Below are 20522 nucleotides of genomic sequence, written 5' to 3' on the forward strand. Positions count from 1 at the left end.
TTAAGGAAATAATTATGAACTACCAAGAAAAAGTAAATGACTTCCTTTCGCAAAAAATTATTGCAATTGCAGGTGTATCGCGTAATCCTAAAGGTGAGGTGGGTAATCCGATTTATAAGAAATTTAAAAGCGCCGGCTACACAGTTTATCCCATCAATCCGTTCGCGGATCAAATTGAAGGAGATAAGTGTTATCCAAAATTAAGCAATACGCCGAAAAAGCCAGACGCAGTGTTCATAGCCACAAATCCGTCAGCTTCAGTTGATATTGTAAAGCAATGCATCGAAAATGGAATTACAAGAATCTGGTTTCATCGCGCATTTGGGAACGGAAGTTTTTCGGAAGAAGCGGCAAAGCTTGGAGAAGAAAACCGATTTACTGTAATCCGCTCCGGCTGCCCGATGATGTTTATTAAGGATGCTGATTTTTTTCACAAACTGATTGGATTCTTTATGAAAGTTTTTGGAAAGTTATCCTGATAATTTTACCTTGTTCGCTAATACTTCATGAAATATATTGCTGAAAATTTAATGAGTGGAGTACAGATGAAAACTATTTTATTTTTTCTAGTAACAATAACCGTAACATTTAATATAGATGCGCAGAGTAATAAAGTTCCGTGTTCGGAACCGGAAGCAAGCCAGTTTGATTTCTGGATCGGCAGTTGGAATCTTGAATGGAAAGATAAGAAAGGGGATATCCAGCACGGTACAAATACTGTAATAAAAATCTTGGGCAGTTGTGTTATTGAAGAGAATTTTGTGGGCCCCGGCGCAACACCTTACCTTGGTAGAAGTATGTCGGTTTTTAGCACAAACACTAACAAGTGGCAGCAGACCTGGGTAGACAACCAAGGGGGATATCTTGATTTCATTGGTGAATTCAAAGACGGCAAAATGATCCTTTCCCGCTCATTCACAATTAATAACGTTAAGACAATACAGAGAATGGTTTATTATAACATCACAAAAGATTCTTTCAACTGGAACTGGGAAAATTCCACCGATGACGGTAAGACTTGGAATCTTTTATGGCAGATATCTTATAAAAGAAAAAGTTAAATATTAAGCGTTGTTTCATATAGAACTTGAGTTTATCTTTCGTTATTTTTTCGGCATCATTATGCAGAGCACGTGAAAAATAGTTGAACAAAATTCTTGAAATAAAATCGATCTGGAAAGAAGCTTTATCCGACAAAACTTTCAGGATTAAATTTGTAATAACTATTATTCTGCTTGCACTGGTTCTCTTTTTTTTAGCAAATTTTCTTGCGTATAATGAACACCGCCCCGGCGTTCCGTTGAATGATCCGTTCCTTTCTTCTTTTAATCCGGTTGATCTTACTTGGTTGACTTTTATATTGATCTATGGAGGATTAATTACCGCGCTGGTTTTTTTATCCTTCCATCCGGCAAGGATGCTGACTGCTCTTCAATCATACACTTTAATTTCAGCTCTACGCATGATTACAATTTATTTTCTTCCGTTAGAAGCCCCAGTTCGAATAATTCCATTGACCGATCCCTTTGTAGAATTTTTTGGCGGAGGCACAACATTACTACGCGATCTTTTCTTCTCCGGTCACACATCAACTATGTTTCTCTTTTTCTTAACTGCAAAAGGTAAAAAGCTCAAAGTTGCTTTTTTAGTCTGCACATTCTTAGTGGCATCTTTTGTACTGCTTCAGCACGTTCATTACACCATTGATGTTATTGCCGCTCCTTTTTTTGCCTATACCGGTTACCGCATCTCACGCTTAGTCAATAAGAACATGTCAAAAAATAATTCATGAATTGGAATCATTTATCTCTCTTTATCGTTTAGAAAATGGTCTAACTAATATGCCGAGTGAAATGATTTCGGAAGCAGTCTATCTTCATTATTTAAACACCTTGCTCGACGGCGACAAAGCGCAATGTACTCAGATTGTCCAAAGATTAATTCAGAACAATGTTAGTATTAAAGAGATCTACATGGAACTCTTTCAGCGTTCAATGTACCGTATTGGACAGATGTGGGAAAAAGAAAAATGTTTTATTTCAGATGAACATGTTGCCACAAATATTACCGAAGGATTGATTGAACTTGTCTCAACCTCTTTTGCTAATGATGATAAAATAGGCAAACTGGTTTTGATTACTTGTATTGATAAAGAATTTCATGATCTTGGCGCGCGGATGGTAGCCGGTTACTTTAGCGCAAATGGTTGGGATACAATGTACGTAGGGTCAAATACCCCGGAACCGGAAATTATACGCCTTATTCAAGACAAGAAACCGGATGTAGTAGGAATTTCAAGTAGCTTTTATATGAACATTACTCGACTAATAAAATTAATACAGGCTATTAAAGAACAATTTCCCGAACAAGAAATTTTAGTTGGGGGGCAGGCGCTCTCGGAAGATCATTCAACCATTTTATCAGAGTATGAAAACGTTTACTACATTACATGTATAAATGGTTTGGATAAATATTTGTCATCCCATCACCAACGCTAAGCAAATTTCACAATTCTCTATTCTATCCGGAATTTTTTATTTTACATTCAAGTTTATTATAAGATGGAGAATGCAATGCGGCAGTTTAAATCAATTCTATTTTTTATCTTTTTTTTAATTCTTTCTGTATCAGCTCAGCAATCTCCTTCGGCAGCACAAATACAAGACATCATCAAACCGGTAAATCTTGTTTCTGGCATTTCCAATGTCTTGACAATCTCCGATCTCTTCTACGCAGAGAATTATCATATAAAGTTCATTGATAATAAAAAAGTTAAAGTGGATTATGATTATTCCGACCAAAAAATTTATTTCAAGGCGGATATGAATTTTGCGGGAATGACTTTAGTTGATTTTATCCATGACAACCAGACCTACTCGATTCCCGTTATTTCACGCGTTCAGAAAAAATATAAATTCAGTTATAAGCCGGATAAGAATTATAATAAGTTAACTCTCTTTGGAAGCTTTAACGGATGGGACCGTGGTAATTTGCTGATGAAAGATGAAAACGGAGACGGCGTTTTTGAAGTCGAAGTTCCTCTTGAGCCTGGTCGGTATGAATATAAATTCTGGGGCGACGGCGCTGAAATTGTTGATCCGAAAAACCCGGAAAAAAAACCAAATGGCTTTGGCGATTTTAATTCCATCTTCAATGTTGCCGAGCCAAATCTTGGAAAATTATTTCTTCATGTCGGATACAAAGAAATTACCGCCAATGAATCAAAATTCACATTCATTTATGAAAATGAAAAAGAAGAGAACAAACTCAACAAAACAAATATCATTGCTCTGCTGAACAACTCCAGAATTTCACAGAAAAAAATAAATATCAACGGGAATAAAGTTGAGCTTACTTTTTCGAAAGCTGAATTGAAAGGACAAAATTTACTAAGAGTCGCGGTTTCAAAAAATGGAAGAGTTACAAACATTCAATCTGTTGAGCTAGTGGACGGAATTCCGGAAGATAAAAATAATTTTACATGGAACGACGGTATTATTTATTCTTTGATGATCGACAGATTTAACGATGGCGACAAGTCGATTAATAAACCAATCAAAAACGATTCCCTTTTTGCTCAAGCAAATTATATGGGCGGGGATTTTCAAGGTATAATAAATAAACTTAACGAGGATTATTTCGATTCGCTCGGTATCAACACAATTTGGATTTCGCCTGTGAATGATAATTCGGATATCGCATATAAAGAATCTCCGGCTCCGCATAGATGGTATTCCGGGTATCACGGCTACTGGCCCATCTCGTCAACCGAAGTTGAAGACCAGTTCGGGACGATGAACAAATTGAAAGAATTGGTTGCAACTGCGCATCGGCATGGTATTAAAATTCTTCTGGATTTTGTTGCCAACCATGTTAACGAACAACATCCGCTTGTTAAACAGCATCCCGAATGGTTTGGGAAATTGTACCTACCGGACGGCAGAATGAATCTTCGACTATGGGATGAATACCGCTTGACAACATGGTTCGAACCGTATTTACCTAAATTCAATTTTGTCGGGTCAAAAGAGGTGGTTGATTTTATGTCGTCGAACGCTGTTTGGTGGCTTAAAGAAACAGATGCCGATGGATTCCGGCAGGATGCAGTTAAACATATTCCAAATGAATTTTGGCGCAAGTTAAATCAAAAAATTAAGAAAGAAATTGAACTGCCGATGAATGTTTCTGTTTATCAAATCGGTGAGACTTTCGGAAGTTATGATCTGATAAGTTCCTATGTAAATAACGGACAACTCTCAGCGCAATTCAACTTTAATTTGTATGATGCCGCGCTTCCGGTATTTCTTGAAAAGAAAACTACATTCAAAACACTTGATGCGGAGATAAAGAAATCATTTTTAGTTTACGGTGAAAATAATTTGATGGGAAATATTATGGACAGTCACGATAAAAACCGTTTTATGGCTTATGCCGATGGCGATTTAGATTTAAGCCAGTGGAGCGCAAGTGAAGAAGGATGGAACAATCCTCCTAAAGTTGATAATCCGGTTAATTATGACAAAGCAAAACTTTATTATGCTTATATGAATACGATCCCGGGACTGCCTGTTATTTATTACGGGAGCGAATTTGGAATGACCGGCGCATCCGATCCTGATAATAGAAGGATGATGCGTTTTGGAAATGATTTGAGTATCTATGAAAGAAAAATGCTTGAAGAGGTGCGCGTTATTATTAATACACGAAAAAATCATTCTGCATTAAGGCTTGGCGATTTTTTAACTCTCACTGCAGATGAAAATATTTACGCTTACATCCGTTCGGATATGAATGAACGAATTTTAGTTGTATTAAATAAAAATAAAAACTCACAAAATATTGAATTGCAGTTACCGGCAGTTTATACAATTAAGTCTGCCGAAGATTTAATTACTAAAGAAAATGTAAATGCGGTAAATGGAAAACTTAATCTGGTTGTCAAAGGCGTGGGTTATAGAATAATGAAGCTAGACTGAACAAATGTGGTATCTAAAAGTTCGCAGTGAATCTTGAACTCAAGACTTTGAGGCTTTTAACTAAGGATGTCTTAAAGGTTGGGATGACAGTCATTGCGAGGAAGTTATCTGCCCGCAGGCAGGGTAACGACGAAGCAATCTTTTGTTATTAAAAAAAATAAGATCACTTCGCCCCGATGAATCGGGACTCGTGATGACAAACTATCATTTTAAACAACCTCTCCTTGAAAGAGTGGCTCAATTATCTTACCAAATAAATTTCTTTCTGCCTATCCGACAAATATTCGCAGCCGGTTTTTGTTACAACAACTTCTTCTTCAATTGTTGCAATTCCGTAGTTTGGAATTGTAAGACGCGGTTCAAGTGTAAAAACATTTCCTTCTTCAACTTCAAGTGAAGGGACATTGCCGTATCGCTCCCATTTTGGTCCCAGCAAACATCCGCCGTCGTGACAGAGTTTTCCTACCTGATGACCAAGTCCGTGCGGGTATTCTGAATAACCATGAACTTGAATATAGTTGCGGGCAATCTCATCAATCTCAAAACCTTTCTTGCCGGGCTTTAATTCATTTGCCGATCTGGTAATTGATTCAACAATTACATCAAAACCTTTTTGTACATCAAGCGGAGCTTTCACTTCATGCGGATTTAAAACATACCACGTTCGTTGAAGATCCGAACAATATTCTTTGTATTTAATTCCAAAATCCATATTGATTACATGTCCGGCTTCAATTACGCGGTCGGTCGGACCGGAGTGAGCACCTGCTGTATCTGGTCCCGAAAAAACCGAAGGACAATATTCTCTATCCCAGGCCAAACCGAATCCTCTTTTCTCTGTAAGATCGTGTACAAAAGCTGCAACTTGTTTTTCGGTTAGTCCGGGTTTTAAATACTTTGTTACTTCATCAAAAATCTTGAGCGTTTCTTTTATTGCTTCTTTCATTATATCAATCTCGGTCTGGGATTTTCTTCCGCGAAGTGCGGCAACAATTTCTTCAGATGAGATTAAAGCATTAGCATATTTAGTTTCCTTTAAATGGTCTTGCAATTCAAGATATAAACCGTGCGTAAGTCCGTCGGCAAGCGCCGAGTTTACCGAATAGTTGACCGCAATTTTATTCGGCTTGTATTGATTCAGAACTTCAAGTAGAGATTCTTTAACCGATTTCAAATAACTGTGAATGTTTTTGTAAGTCCCGATAGCTTTCATGTTTTCAAGTTCCAGCGAACCGACTATAGCGTGTGTATCTCCGCCTTTGGTTATTATAAACGCTGATTGCCATGTTGCGTTTGTACCCACAATCATATCCATCATCGGATCTTTAATGTTTCCGGTTTCGCGCACATATGTCATCCACATATCAATATTTTTTTCATTCAATATTTTTACAGCTTGGTCTATCTTTTCAAGTATCATTTCTTTCGACATACTTTTTCCTCTCCAGGTATTAGATTGTTATAAACGCCAATATTTGTGAGCCGTAGAAAACCCCAAAAGCTTTTGCATATTCTAAAGTTATTAAATTTTGATCTTCCAGCAAGAGAAACTTAGCCAAAGATGAATCATTTAGCAAGATTTTATGGTTGTAATTATATGAACGATTTCAAATTTTAGGAATAGATCGTCACAGACCCGATTCAAATAACCGGAAATATTTATTTTATGATAGAAAAAAATACGATAGATTGAGAATCATCTATAGGCAAAATTGATATCTGAAACGTCCAAATCATGAAAAATTTTTTCTTTATAAAGAAAGGTGTAATTATGAAAAAAGTTGTCCTGTTCATTATGATAATTACTTTCCAGGTTTTAGCCCAGAGCAATCAATATTTCTTGTCCGATCCGTCGCTTTCTCCCGATGGTGCAACAATAGTTTTTTCTTATGACAGCGATTTATGGAGCGTTCAAGCAACAGGAGGAAAAGCATTTCGACTTACAGGGATGGGCGGAATAGAATCACGTCCTCAATTCTCGCCTGATGGAAAATGGATTGCATTCACATCTACTCAAAACGGCAGCGCTAATGTTTATCTTCTTCCGGTTGATGGCGGTGCAATAAAACAGCTTACTTTTCATTCAGCCGGGAATAATGTTGAATCATGGTCGTGGGATTCAGAATATATTTACTTTACTTCCGGCAGATACAATTCGATTACATCGTATAAAGTTTCCATCGACGGCGGTACACCAGTACGACTCTTCCCCCATTTCTTCAACTGGCCCCACAACATTGTCGAGGATCCTCTGACACATGGATTCTATTTCAATGACTCTTGGGAAAGTTCAATATTTACCAACCGTAAACATTATAAAGGCGAATTTCACCCCGATATAAAATTTTATAATCCGGCTACAAAAGAATTTAAAGTACTCACGAATTATTCAGGTAAAGATTTTTGGCAAACAGTTGATAAAAACGGCAAAATTTATTTTGTCTCCGACGAGGCGAACGACGAATACAATCTTTACACTTTTGAAAATACTAAGAAGAAGCAATTAACCGATTTTCCTTCATCAATTAAAAAACCGAGAGTAAGTGCCAATGGTCAATCTGTTGTCTTCGAGAAAGATTACCAAATCTATTTATACGATGTCAATGCAAACAAAACAATAAAAGTTCCTATCTCTATCGGAACCAACAATACACTTTCTTTAGAGCAGGAATTCAATACAAAGGGTGCATTAACTAATTTTAATTTGTCGGGAGATGGAAAGAAATTTGTTTTCGTATCTCGCGGTGAATTATTCGTTTCCGATATTGAAGGTAAATTTACTAAGCAGATTACTGTAAATCCTAATGAACGTATTACGGAAGTTGCCTGGCTTGGAGACAATGAAACAATCCTTTTCACGCAAACCGTAAACGGGTGGCTGAATTTATTTACGATCAAGGCAGATGGAATATCAAAAGAAAAACAAATTACATCCGACAATAAAAATAACCGGTCAATTATACTTAGTAACGATAAAACTAAAGCCGTTTATCTCAGCGGAAGAGATGAATTAAAATTACTGGATCTAAAAGATTTCTCATCCAAAACAATTGTAACAGATGAATTTTGGGCTCTTGACAACGATGATCCGCAATTTTCACCCGATGACAAATTTGTTCTCTATGCAGCTATGAGAAATTTTGAGAAAGATATTTTTGTTTACGATTTAACTGAAGGGAAAGCATTTCCGATTACAAAAACCGGAGTGACAGAGAGTTCGCCTGTATGGTCACCCGATGGAAAATACATTTATTTTCAGACTGACCGGTTGAAAGCTAGTTACCCGCGCGGAACATCGGAAGACGATATTTATAGAATTGCACTTCAATTAACCGATAAAGAATTCAAATCCGATCGTTATGAAAAATTGTTTGTTACCGCGAAAGATGAGAAAAAAGATTCGGTTAAACCGAAGGTAACAATTGATTTCACCAATATTAAAGACCGTTGGGAAGCGGTAGCAAAACTTGCCGGAAATCAAAATTCTCCGTACGTATATCAAAAAGGAGATGAAACCCGTTTGTTCTTCGTGTCAAATCACGAGGGAGAATTCAATTTCTATCAAACAATTTTAAAACCGTTCGACAAACCTGAAACCAAAAAATTTGAAGGTGCAAAAGGCGGCGGATATATTATATCCAGATCGAAAGAGAATTATTTTTTAGAGACCGGAGGAAAAATTTATAAAGTTGATTTTGCCGCCGGCAAATTGACGCCAGTTGAAACGGAAATTAAATTCACAAGAAACCTAGCCGCTGAATTTAAACAGATGTACTACGAAACCTGGGCTAACCTTGACGAAAACTATTATGATGAAAAATTCCATGGTGCTAATTGGGAAAAATTGCGTGATTATTATTCATCATTTTTACCATTCGTAAATAATCGCGCAAATCTTAGAATTTTATTGAACGATCTTCTTGGCGAATTGAATAGTTCTCATATTGGTTTTAATTCGAATGGTGATGAAGAAAAAGTGTTCTATAAATCGGAGACATTTGAAACAGGGATTATTTTTGAAAATGATAGTCCATATAAAGTAAAGTATATTGTTAAAAATTCCTCAGCATATAAAAAAGGAGCAGCAATTCAACCGGGAGATGAGCTTGTTGCATTCAACGGCCAAGAAATTAACAAATCCGAAGATCGCAACAAATATTTTACTTCTACCTCAATTCCGGAAGAAATAACACTCACATTTAAGCGCGGTGAAAATAAATTTGATGTAAAGATACATCCGCAGTCGAACAATGAGCTCAAGTCAAATCTTTATGATGAATGGATTGACTGGAATCAAAAATATGTAGATGAAAAATCAAATAACCGAATAGCATATACATATATGAAAAATATGGGACCCGGTGAACTTGATAATTTCATTATTGATATGACAACCGACGAACAATACAAAGACGGGCTTATACTCGACTTGCGTTACAACACCGGCGGTAATGTTCACAATGATGTTTTAAACTTTCTCTCTCAGCGTCCGTATCTAAAATGGAAATACCGTGAAGGTAAATTTACTATTCAGCCGAATTTTGCACCTGCATCAAAACCGATAGTTCTTCTTATTAACGAACAGAGCTTAAGTGACGCGGAAATGACAAGCGCGGGATTTAAACAGCTCGGTCTTGGAAAAATTATTGGCACTGAAAGTTATAGATGGATAATATTCACATCTGGTAAATCCTTGGTAGACGGATCATTTTATCGTTTACCGTCGTGGGGGTGTTACACATTGGATGGTCAAGATCTCGAACATACCGGTGTAAAGCCTGATATTTATGTCAAGACTTCATTCAAGGATCGGCTGGAAAATAAAGATCCGCAACTTGATAGAGCGATAGAAGAAATTTCAAAACAATTAAAATAATTTGTTCATTGAATGAATTTTTCAAGCAGCGGATATTTGACTGAATCAGATATCCGCTAAATGAGAGTCAAAAAAAAATAGTATACAGAAGAAAAGTTGGCACAATTGAAGAATGTAAGCGTAGCTGTTATTGATTTGTATAACAATGAACCGAATCGGGATATTCAATACATAAAGAATATTTTAAACCAGTGTGACTCTCTGTTCAACCAGGTACGAATTGATTACAATATTTACGATACACGTCATACCGGTGTTGCACCCGATTCAGCTTATGACATTTACATTTCATCCGGCGGTCCCGGCAGTCCATGGGATGGGGCGGGCAGCAGTTGGGAAGCAAAATATTTTTCGCTCTTGGATTCATTATGGAACCACAATCAAAACAATTCTAACAAAAAATATTTTTTCTTCATCTGTCATTCATTCCAATTGATGGTTCGTTATTTCAGACTAGGCGAAGTGATAAAAAGAAATTCAGAATCATTCGGTGTAATGCCTATCTATAAGACCGAAAGCGGTAGTAAAGATATTCTTTTGAAAAGTTTACCGGATCCATTTTACAGTGTTGACTCACGAAGCTGGCAAGCGATTCAACCAAATAATAAAATGTTTGGTGAGTTGGGCGCGCAAATTTTGTGTCTGGAAAAAGAACGACCGCATATTCCCTTAGAGCGCGCTATGATGGCAATCCGCATAAGTAATGAATTTGTGGGGACTCAATTCCATCCGGAAGTTGATGCTGTTAGCATGCATAATGATTTTTGTAAAGATGAACGGAAAAAAGAAATAGTCTCTAAATACGGTGGGAATAAATATTATGAAATATTAAATTTGCTGGAGCAGAGTGCCGGAGTTGAGTTGACGCAAAAAACGGTAATACCAAATTTCTTAAAACATGCGATTGAAGAATTAAGACCGGAATAAGTTTACGCTTTTGGAAGCGTAAAAGAAAAAGTTGTTCCTTCTCCAAGTTTGCTTTCAACGGTAATCTTGCCACGGTTTCTCTCAATCATTTCCTGGCAGAGAAGCAAACCCAGCCCGCTTCCTTTTTCATCATTAGTTCCATAAGTGGTCAAATGAGTATCCAGCCGGAATAGTTTTTTGAGATCTTCCTCTTTCATACCGACGCCGTTATCTGTAATAGAAATTTCATTTTCATTTTGCAAAATCTTGGAGCGAAAAACAATTGTACCGCCATTATTACTAAATTTAATTGCGTTGGATAACAAGTTTTGAATTACAGAAGAGAGCATGTCATCATCGGCGAAAACATTCAAGCCGTTCAAGCATTCGTTAAGGATCTTAATGTTTTTCCTTTCGGCATTATTTGAAAGAAGTTTAACAACTTGATTTATTTTGAAAGTAATATTGAAGTTGGCAGGATTGTAAGGAATTTTACCGGATTGAATTCTAGACCATTGAAGTAAGTTTTCAAGAAGCGCAAAAACATTTTGAGCCGCTTCGTGGATTTTTTCTGCAAAGAGCTTTGTTTCTGCTTTTTCCAATGTTTCTATATCTTCAACCAAAAATTCTGAAAAACTTAATAACGAACTAAACGGGCTTCTAAGATCGTGAGCAATTATTGAAAAAAATTTATCTTTTGTAGCGTTCGTATTTTTCAGTTCTTCTTCCGATTGATGCAGTTGATTATTGACGTATTCTAATTTTTCAACCAGCTGTTTAAGTTTATCTTCATTTCTTTTTGCTTCTGTAATGTCCCTTAATATTCCGTGGAAGGCAATTATATTTCCCGATTTATCTTTTATTGCTGTGGATGTCTCACGTACTATAATGATTTCATTGTTCAAGTTTTTTAAACTCAATTCATAATCTTTTACATACCCGCTTTTTTCAACTTCATCATGAATTGTAGTTCTGTCTTTAGCGTTAATATAGAAATCACGTGCAACATCTATCTTTTCAAGCTGATCCCGGGATTTAATACCTAGTAGCTCCATTCCTGCCGGATTCAAATCAATTAATTTGCCATCAGGCGTACTTTCATAAATTGCCGCTTTAATTTGATGGAATAAATTTTTGTATTTGTTTTGAGCATCGGCTAATTTTTCTTCGGCTTCAAGTTGTTTTGTTAAATCCCGTGCAACACCGACAAGTGCTAACGGTCTTTCTTTTTCATCGCGGACTATTGTAGTATACAATTCAATTAAAAATTCTTCACCGTTCTTCCTTTTATTCCAGATACGGCCACGCCACCCTTCTTGAATTGTCTTCGGGAGAATCTCTTTCAATATTTCCGGATCATTTTTCCCGGACCTTAATATTTCAACATGTTTACCGATGAGTTCACTTACATCATAACCGTACGTTACAGCGAACGATTTATTTACATAAATAATCATGTCGTTCATATCGGTTATAGAGATGCATTCGCTTATAGAATTGAATGTGTGAAGGAACAATTTTGATTTAGCTAATGATTGGTCGTCTGTTCCATGAAGTTTAATTGATGATAGGTCTATGTCAGAGAATTTGGGCATTTTAATTGCGATTAATTTTGGGTGTAAATATAGAGATTCTCACATGCCAAATAAAAGAAAATTTCGTGTTGTTATTAATACACCTATCTAATAGCGGTAAGTTTACTCAATTATTCAATGTATTTGTTGGTTGCCTTTTTTAACCTGTCCATGATTGCCCGTCCCAATCCTTTCTCTTCAATCGCTTCAACTAGGATTAGATCAAGATTTTCTTTTTCGAGTTCGTGCAAGAAAGAGAACAAATTAGCTGCTGCCTCGCGCAGATCACCGCTCGGTGAAAGAATTCTTGTTTCTGCAAATGGAAAATCTAATTTGCACTCTTTGAAGAATAGCATCCCGATTTTTTTATTTTCATCAAGAAATTTTTTATTAAAAAACTTTAACGGTGTTTGAGGTGAATAATGGAACGGTAACTGTCCCGGAGCGTTGGGTTTATCAATATTAATACTGCCGACCTTAATTTCGCCAATCTCTTTTTCAATCTCTTCTTTTGATAATCCGCCGGGACGCAGCAGATAAATTTCATTTTCATGCAGTTGAATTATGGTTGACTCCACACCGACCGAACATTTACCGCCGTCAAGAATCATATCAACTTTATCGCCAAGATATTTTGCAACATGCGATGCTTCTGTTGGACTTAAATGACCGAACTTGTTTGCACTCGGTGCAGCAATTGGGGTTCCGCTTGCTTCGATAAGCTTAAGTGCAACAGGATGATTCGGCATGCGGACAGCTACAGTCGGATTGCCGGATGTAACAATATCCGGTACGATTTCTGTCTTTGGCAATACTAATGTCAGAGGTCCCGGCCAGAATTTATTTATCAGCCGGTCAACTTTTTCATTCTGAATATTGGAAAATTTCTTTAACCAATTTTTATCAGCAATGTGAAGTATCAACGGATTGAATGCCGGGCGTTTCTTCACTTCAAATATTTTTGCAACAGCAATAGGGTTGAGACCATCCGCACCTAAACCATAAACCGTTTCGGTTGGGAATGCAACGAGCCCGCCGTTCTTTATTATTTCAGCAGCTTGCCGAATGCTTTCTTTATTTGCTTTAATTAAATTCATTGTCGGTACGAAAATATAACTTTTGTGAACGAATTGTTAAACGAATATATTTGAACCTGCTGCTCAAACAAACTGTGGTGATGATATGCATGAGTTGAATGAGTTTCGACATTTCTGCAAATGGCTCGCTGAAGAAAGCGGCAAGATCATTAAACATTACTGGCGCACCCAAATTTCAGTTGAACACAAACCCGATTTATCTCCAGTAACAATTGCCGATAAAAAAGCCGAAGAATTCATGCGGGAGATGATAATGAAAAAATATCCTAACCATGGAATACTCGGCGAAGAGTTTGGTGAATACAATCCGAATGCCGGATACAAATGGGTTCTCGACCCGATTGACGGCACAAAAAGTTTTATCTGTGGAACTGTTACATTCGGAACACTTATAGCATTATTAAAAAATGGCGAGCCAATTCTTGGTGTTATCAACCAACCGATTATAAATGAATTTTTGATTGGAGATAATCACACTACCGAATTAAACGGCAAACAAGTTCATGTTAGAGATTGCAATAATCTTTCAGATGCGGTACTTCTAACTACAGATCAGCTTAATATTGAAAAACATCAAGACATAAATAAATTTGATGAACTCGTTCACAAAGTAAAACTCTACAGGCAATGGGGCGACTGCTACGGCTACTATCTTGTTGCAACCGGTTACGCCGATATTATGATTGACCCGATAATGAGTCCATGGGATTTAACCGCGCTCATTCCCATTATTCGCGGCGCGGGCGGTACAATTACAGATTATCATGGAAACGATGCGCTTAAGGGAAAAAGTATTATTGCTACCGGCGGAAAGATTCATAACGAAGTGATTGAAATTTTGAAAGGCGAGTAAAAGCAAAATTAAGATCATGAGCATGATGTATTTGTTTTCTTTTTCTTGATCATGATCTTGCTCTTGATCTATTCAGTTTAATTCAAAAGATTATTTTACAACTACCTTTACTTACCTTCTAATTCGAACTTGATTGGAATAATGGTTATAACCTTTATCGTGTTCAATTTTTATTTTCCGGACACTAATTTCGTTATATAGTTTCCTAGGGGCGATCAAAATATTTCACAATCATCATTTGTTAAAAAATGTTAATAACTTTTTTCTTCCTTTTTCAGTTGTTAAAAAAAGCTAAATTGATTAAGAAATCTAGCAACACTATCTCTTTTATGACTGCAAAAAAATCTTTCCAAATAGACTAACAAATCATCAAATAATTCCTTGGAGGAATAATGAAACAGAACCGATCATTTATTTTTATTTTCTTGATTTTATGTTTTAGCATAACTCTTTTCGGAGGGGAAAAGAAAAAAGAATTTAAAATTCCTTATGAGAAATACAAACTCTCAAACGGATTAAATGTAATTCTGCATATTGATAAATCTGATCCGATTGCTGCTGTTTATGTTGTTTATCATGTAGGATCGGCTAGAGAAGTTCAAGGTAAAACCGGTTTTGCACACTTGTTTGAGCATTTGAGATTCAATGAATCGCAAGATATTCCCCAGGGTCAATGGTTCAAAAAACTTCAAACTGCTGGAGCTTCAATTGTGAACGGTTCAACAAATACCGACAGAACAAATTATTTTGAAGTAGTTCCAAAGAACGCCGTTGAAATGGCATTGTGGATGGAATCTGATAGAATGGGTTTCCTTTTAAGCAAAGTCAACCAGGAAACATTTGTAACTCAGCAGAATGTTGTGCAAAATGAAAAACGCCAGGGAGATAACAGAGCTTATTCTCAAAGTCAGTATATGTCGACCAAACTTATGTATCCCGCAACTCATCCTTACAGTCATACTGTAATTGGCCAACTGGAAGATCTGGCGGCAGCATCTTTACAAGACGTTTTTGATTTTCATGCTAAGTACTATGCACCAAGCAATGCAACATTAATTGTTTCCGGCGATATTGACGTAGCCCAAACAAAAAAATGGATTGATAAATATTTTGCTGAAATAAAATCTGAGCCGGCACCGGCGCCTCTTGCTAAAATGTCGGTTACTTTAAAAGAAACCGTAAGAGCTTATTGTGAAGACAATCTTGCTAACGCTCCAAGATTGGGAATGGAATTTCCTACAGTTGAAGAATTTAATAAGGACGCATACGCACTCGAATTTTTCGGACGTATTTTTGCCGGAAGCAAAAAATCACCTTTATACAAAGTGATTGTTGAAGAGAAAAAACTTGCACCGAATGTAATGGCCAGACAAGGAAGCGATGAAGTTGCAGGTTCTTTCGATATTTCGATAACGGCGTTCCCTAAGGTAAAATTAGGTGATGTTGAAGCGGGCGTAAAAGAAGCTTTTTTGAGATTTGAAAAAGACGGCTTTACTGATAAAGATATTGAAAGACAGAAAGCAGGAATTGAATATAGTTTTTACAATCAAAGTGCGAGCGTTTTAGGTAAAGCAATGCGGCTTGGCGATTATAATATTTTCAAAGGCTCGCCGGATTATATGGCAACGGATCTTAAAGACAGAATGAGTGTTACAAAAGATGATGTATGGAGAGTCTATAACAAATACATAAAAGGTGAGAACTACCTAATTACCAGCATCGTTCAAAAAGGAAAACCAGAATTAGCCGCGCCGGATTCAAAATTATGGGTCGTTCAAGAAGAATCAATTGAGAAACAAGGAACCAAAAAGAAAGAAGTTGTTAACGCACCATACGTTCCCATCCCTTCCAAGATTGATAGAACAAAAGAACCGATGAAAGGAAAAGACCCGATTTTAACTCTTCCAAAAATTTGGAAAGATAAAACTAAAAACGGGATTGAAGTTTTCGGAATCAAGCAGAGTGAATTACCGCTTGTTCAATTCTCAATTATTTTGAAAGGCGGAATGCTGCTTGATAATCCTGATAAAATCGGCGTGGCTTCTTTAACAGCCCGATTAATGAACGAGGGAACAAAAACAAAAACTCCGGTTGAATTGCGTGAGGCTATACAGGATTTGGGAGCCAACATAAATATCCAGGGTGAAGCAGAATCGATAACAATTTCTGGAGGTTGTCTTGCAAACAAATTAAATGAAACTTTTGCTCTGGCGAAAGAAATGATTTTCGAACCGCGCTGGGATGCAAATGAATTTGAACTCGCAAAAAATCAGACCATTGAAGGATTGAAGAGAACTGAAACAGCTCCGACATCAATCGCCAGGAGTGTATTCGAGAAATTGGTTTACGGTACAGATAACATTTTAGCTAATGAACCGGCCGGATCAATTAAATCTGTAGAAGCCATTACTCTAGATGATTTGAAAAAATACTACGATCAATATTTCTCTCCTTCAGTTGCAAAAGTTATGATAGTCGGAGATATAACAAAAGAAAAAGCTGTAGCATTGTTCAACGGTTTGAAGGATTGGAATTCTAAAGAGGTAAAAATTCCAGCTTCGGAAATTGTAAAATCTGCAAAACCAGGAATCTATTTTGTTGATGTCCCTAAAGCGAAACAGTCGCAAGTTTTTGCGGGACATATAGGACCAAGTAGCACAGATCCCGATTTTTACAAAGCCGTGGTAATTAATCAAAAGCTCGGTGGTGATTTCAGCGGAATATTGAACATGATTTTGCGCGAGAAAAAATCGTTCACCTACGGTGCACGTTCCGGATTTACAGGAAATGCCTATGCCGGATTGTTTCTTGCATCATCCGCAGTTCAAGCGAATTCTACTTTTGAATCCACACAGATCGTTCGTGATGAAATCAAAAAATATCAGGATGGAATTTCCAAAGAAGATTTAGATCAAGTAAAGAGCGCTTTGTTAAAAAGCAACGCCGGCAAATTTGAAACCCTTATGCAGCTTTCGGGAATGCTTCAGCCGGTTGTAATGTATAATCTTCCATTCAATTATATCAAGCAACGTGAAACGGTTGTTCAGAAAATGACTCCCGAAGAACATATGAAATTGACTCAAAAATTTATTCATCCCGATAAATTGATTTATGTAATCGTTGGAGATAAAGAATCCCAATTTGCCAAACTGAAAGAGTTAGGCTTGGGAGATCCGGTATTACTTGATAAAGATGGAAAACCTGTATCTCAATAAAAGATCAAGAGCAAGATCACGAGCAAGAGTAATTCTATCTTGCTCTTGGTCTTGATCATAATCTAACTCCTTCTCCTCGCGAATCCTTTCTCATTTACCAGCATCATATATTCAGATAATTATTTTAAGAGGAGAATAAAATGCAAAACCTTATAGAAGGAACTGATTTAAATTTCACACAGGAAGTTTTACAATCCGACACACCGGTACTGGTAGATTTCTGGGCACCATGGTGCGGACCGTGCAGAATGGTTGCTCCTGTAGTTGAAGAAATCGCAAATGAATTAGTCGGTAAATTGAAAGTTGTAAAATTGAATACGGATGAAAATTTCAACGTTGCAGGTCAATACGGAATTATGAGCATTCCTACGTTGGGAATATTTAAGAACGGCAAAATGGTAGATTCTGTAATCGGCGCTGTTCCAAAACATCACCTGGTTAGCAAAATTACACCTTATTTAGCGGTTTCAAATTAAATTTTATTAGAGTTATTGAACAGAAAGAATTTAAAAACAAAAAGCCGGGTTCAAGAGAAACCGGCTTTTTAATTTTCTACACATATACAATTAATTATTCTTCTTAAAATCCTTCATGAATTCAACTAATGCTTCAACACCATGTTTAGGAAACGCATTGTAGATTGACGCACGTATTCCGCCGACCGAGCGATGACCCTTCAAACCGCTAAATCCTTTGGCAGATGCTTCTTTAATAAATTTCTCTTCTAACTGTTCATTCGGCAATCTGTAAGTTACATTCATTAATGAACGGTCTTCCTTTACAGTTGTCCCCTTGTAATAACCATCGCTTGTATCGAATGCATCATACAATATAGCCGCCTTCTCAACATTGCGTCTGTACATTTCATCTAGTCCGCCCATGTTTAAAAGCCATTTAAAAACTAAACCGGCAATATAAATTCCAAACGTAGCCGGAGTGTTGTACATAGTTTCATTATCAGAATGAATTTTATAATTCATATATGTATGAAGAGTATCCGATGATCTTTCTAATAAATCTTTTCTAACGATAATAACAGTAACACCGGCAGGACCAATATTTTTTTGCGCACCGGCATAAATTAAACCGTACTTGTTAATATTTATTTTCTTGTGAAGAAAATCCGAAGATGCATCGCAAACAAGAGGAACGTTGCCGACTTCAGGTTCAGTTCGCCATTCAGTTCCGTAAATTGTGTTGTTCGATGTAAAGTGAACATAAGATGCATCCGGATCGAGTTTCAATTCTGATTGTTTTGGAATGCGAACATAATTCTCTGATTTGGTTGTAGCGGCAATGTTTACGGCGCCAACTCTTTTAGCTTCTTTAACCGCCTTTTCTGCCCATGCACCGGTGACAATATAATCCGCTTTATTTTTTGGCGGCATTAAGTTCAAAGGCACCATGGAGAATTGAAGTGTTGCCCCACCTTGCAAAAATAAAATTGAAAACTTATCGTCAATGCCGAGAAGTTTTCTCAAATCGGCATCAGCTTCTTTTATGACGGCATCAAATATTTTTCCGCGGTGGCTCATTTCCATTATGCTCATACCGGAACCTTTGTAACTAAACAAATCCTTCTGCGCATCAAGCAAAACTTCTTCTGGAAGAATTGCCGGGCCCGCGCTCAAATTATAAATTCTTTTTTCCATTTTGTTAACTCCGTTGTTTATCTGTGCAAATCCGTTTAATCCGCGTCATCCGCGTTCTATTTATTTATATCACATGTACTAACAAACCGTCTCTCAATTTTGGTTCGAACCAAGTTGATTTTGGAGGCATTGTTTCGCCGGCATCGGAAATGTTGATCAGGTCGTCAACTGAGACCGGGAACATAGAAAAAGCAACAGCTGCTTTGCCGCTATCAACTAGTTTTTCTAATTCTTCCGTACCTCGAATACCGCCAATAAAATCAATATTTGTATCAGTGCGAGGATCTTCAATTCCAAGAACCGGATGAAGCAAATAATTTTGCAGCAAGCTTACATCAAGTTTATCACCGAAGGCTTTACCAGGTTTAACATTTTCATTCGGTTTTAGTAGATACCATTTTTTTCCTAAGTACATTGTAAATGTTTTTTCCGATTGTGGATTTTGAGAGTCCGTTTCTTCGATTGTAAAATTCTTTCTAACCTTCTCTAAAAAATCAGTCTTACTCAATTTCAATTCACGAATTACGCGGTTGTAAGGAAGAATTTTCAATTGTTCTGCCGGAAAGAGAACTCCTATAAAATAATTATACTCTTCTTCTCCAGTGTGATTTGAATTTTGTTCCATCTTAACTTTTTGCGCACGACTTGCACTTGCGGCACGGTGATGTCCGTCGGCGATATAAAGATTTTTAACTTTCCCGATTTCAGAGATGACAATTTCCGTGTATTCATCCTGGAGAATCCAAACCTCGTGTTTAATTCCATCGTGAGATGTGAAATGATAGATTGGATTGTTTTTGCCGATCGTATCGTTAACAACTTGATCAACTTCCTTGACCGATCTATATGTTAGAAAAACCGGACCGGTTTGAGCTTCGGTTGTAATAATATGATTTGTTCGGTCGTCTTCTTTTACTTTGCGAGTTTTTTCGTGCTTCTTGATCACATCATTTTCATAATCTACAATAGAAAATGTAGCCGCAATTCCGGTCTGGGAATGATTACCCATAGTAAGTCTGTAAATATAAAAATGTGGTGTCGGGTCTTGCATAAGAGGCGCTTCAATTCTTAAACGGTCAAAATTTTCTTTAGCCCGTTGATAAACTTCCTGTGAGTAGACATTTGTCTTCTCTTTCAATTCAATTTCTGAGCGTGTAACACGTAAAAAATTAATCGGATTTCCTTTTGCGAGTTCTGCGGCTTCTTCTCTATTAACAACATCGTAAGGAACGCTGGCAACTAGATGAGCAACCTTCTCGGACGGACGGACAGCTTTAAAGGGACGGATAACAGCCATAATTACTCCATAGTTTCAAAATTTTACAGATGAAAATTAGCACTAATAGGAATGATTGTAAAATGGAATTGAGGGG

General features: G+C 36.9%; 15 protein-coding genes. 10 read left to right on the forward strand and 5 right to left on the reverse strand.

The genetic code is table 11. The features are described 5' to 3' along the window. The first annotated feature begins 14 nt into the window (after positions 1–14). The 5 genes from NTX65_08280 to NTX65_08300 all read left to right on the forward strand — a co-directional run bounded on the left by NTX65_08280 (position 15) and on the right by NTX65_08300 (position 4976). Positions 15–479: a CoA-binding protein gene (locus tag NTX65_08280; protein MCX6169322.1), complete on the forward strand. Its 465-nt coding sequence runs from the start codon at positions 15–17 to the stop codon at positions 477–479. Positions 480–545: 66 nt separating this feature from the next. Next, positions 546–1061, forward strand: a complete 516-nt coding sequence (locus tag NTX65_08285) for a hypothetical protein (GenBank protein MCX6169323.1) — start codon at positions 546–548, stop codon at positions 1059–1061. Between the two features lie 83 nt (positions 1062–1144). Beyond that, a complete protein-coding gene (locus tag NTX65_08290) occupies positions 1145–1792 on the forward strand; it encodes a phosphatase PAP2-related protein (protein ID MCX6169324.1) in 648 nt (215 codons plus the stop codon). A gap of 61 nt (positions 1793–1853) precedes the next feature. Then, positions 1854–2498 carry a cobalamin-dependent protein gene (locus NTX65_08295; GenBank protein MCX6169325.1) on the forward strand — a complete coding sequence of 215 codons (645 nt, stop codon included), beginning with the start codon at positions 1854–1856 and terminating at the stop codon, positions 2496–2498. 75 nt (positions 2499–2573) lie between these two features. After that, positions 2574–4976: an alpha-amylase family glycosyl hydrolase gene (locus tag NTX65_08300; GenBank protein MCX6169326.1), complete on the forward strand. Its 2403-nt coding sequence runs from the start codon at positions 2574–2576 to the stop codon at positions 4974–4976. 241 nt (positions 4977–5217) lie between these two features. On the opposite strand, the gene NTX65_08305 is transcribed toward NTX65_08300, so the two are convergent. Next, entirely contained in the window at positions 5218–6408 is a 1191-nt protein-coding gene (locus tag NTX65_08305) for a Xaa-Pro peptidase family protein (GenBank protein ID MCX6169327.1), read from the reverse strand. 339 nt (positions 6409–6747) lie between these two features. Here NTX65_08305 and NTX65_08310 point away from each other — a divergent pair, with 339 nt between their 5' ends. Beyond that, positions 6748–9852: a S41 family peptidase gene (locus NTX65_08310; GenBank protein ID MCX6169328.1), complete on the forward strand. Its 3105-nt coding sequence runs from the start codon at positions 6748–6750 to the stop codon at positions 9850–9852. 96 nt (positions 9853–9948) lie between these two features. Beyond that, positions 9949–10779: a hypothetical protein gene (locus NTX65_08315; GenBank protein ID MCX6169329.1), complete on the forward strand. Its 831-nt coding sequence runs from the start codon at positions 9949–9951 to the stop codon at positions 10777–10779. Between the two features lie 2 nt (positions 10780–10781). Here NTX65_08315 and NTX65_08320 read toward each other — a convergent pair whose 3' ends face one another. Continuing rightward, the gene (locus NTX65_08320; protein ID MCX6169330.1) at positions 10782–12353 is read right to left on the reverse strand and encodes a PAS domain-containing sensor histidine kinase; all 1572 of its coding nucleotides are present in this window, start codon (positions 12351–12353) and stop codon (positions 10782–10784) included. 110 nt (positions 12354–12463) lie between these two features. Next, the gene (locus NTX65_08325; protein MCX6169331.1) at positions 12464–13429 is read right to left on the reverse strand and encodes an L-threonylcarbamoyladenylate synthase; all 966 of its coding nucleotides are present in this window, start codon (positions 13427–13429) and stop codon (positions 12464–12466) included. A gap of 85 nt (positions 13430–13514) precedes the next feature. Between NTX65_08325 and hisN the strand changes: the two genes are divergently transcribed. The 3 genes from hisN (at position 13515) to trxA (ending at position 17973) form a co-directional block, all read left to right on the forward strand. Continuing rightward, on the forward strand, positions 13515–14282 hold the full coding sequence (gene hisN, locus NTX65_08330) for a histidinol-phosphatase (protein MCX6169332.1): 768 nt from the start codon (positions 13515–13517) through the stop codon (positions 14280–14282). Positions 14283–14674: 392 nt separating this feature from the next. Beyond that, positions 14675–17497 (forward strand): pitrilysin family protein, encoded by a 2823-nt coding sequence (locus NTX65_08335; protein ID MCX6169333.1) that lies wholly within the window; start codon positions 14675–14677, stop codon positions 17495–17497. 140 nt (positions 17498–17637) lie between these two features. Beyond that, positions 17638–17973 carry a thioredoxin gene (trxA, locus tag NTX65_08340; protein MCX6169334.1) on the forward strand — a complete coding sequence of 112 codons (336 nt, stop codon included), beginning with the start codon at positions 17638–17640 and terminating at the stop codon, positions 17971–17973. 90 nt (positions 17974–18063) lie between these two features. On the opposite strand, the gene serC is transcribed toward trxA, so the two are convergent. Further along, entirely contained in the window at positions 18064–19149 is a 1086-nt protein-coding gene (gene serC, locus NTX65_08345) for a 3-phosphoserine/phosphohydroxythreonine transaminase (GenBank protein MCX6169335.1), read from the reverse strand. 64 nt (positions 19150–19213) lie between these two features. Then, positions 19214–20446: a DUF1015 family protein gene (locus NTX65_08350; GenBank protein MCX6169336.1), complete on the reverse strand. Its 1233-nt coding sequence runs from the start codon at positions 20444–20446 to the stop codon at positions 19214–19216. Between the last annotated feature and the right edge of the window lie 76 nt (positions 20447–20522).

The organism is Ignavibacteriales bacterium (assembly GCA_026390795.1).
GTDB lineage: Bacteria > Bacteroidota > Ignavibacteria > Ignavibacteriales > Melioribacteraceae > Fen-1258.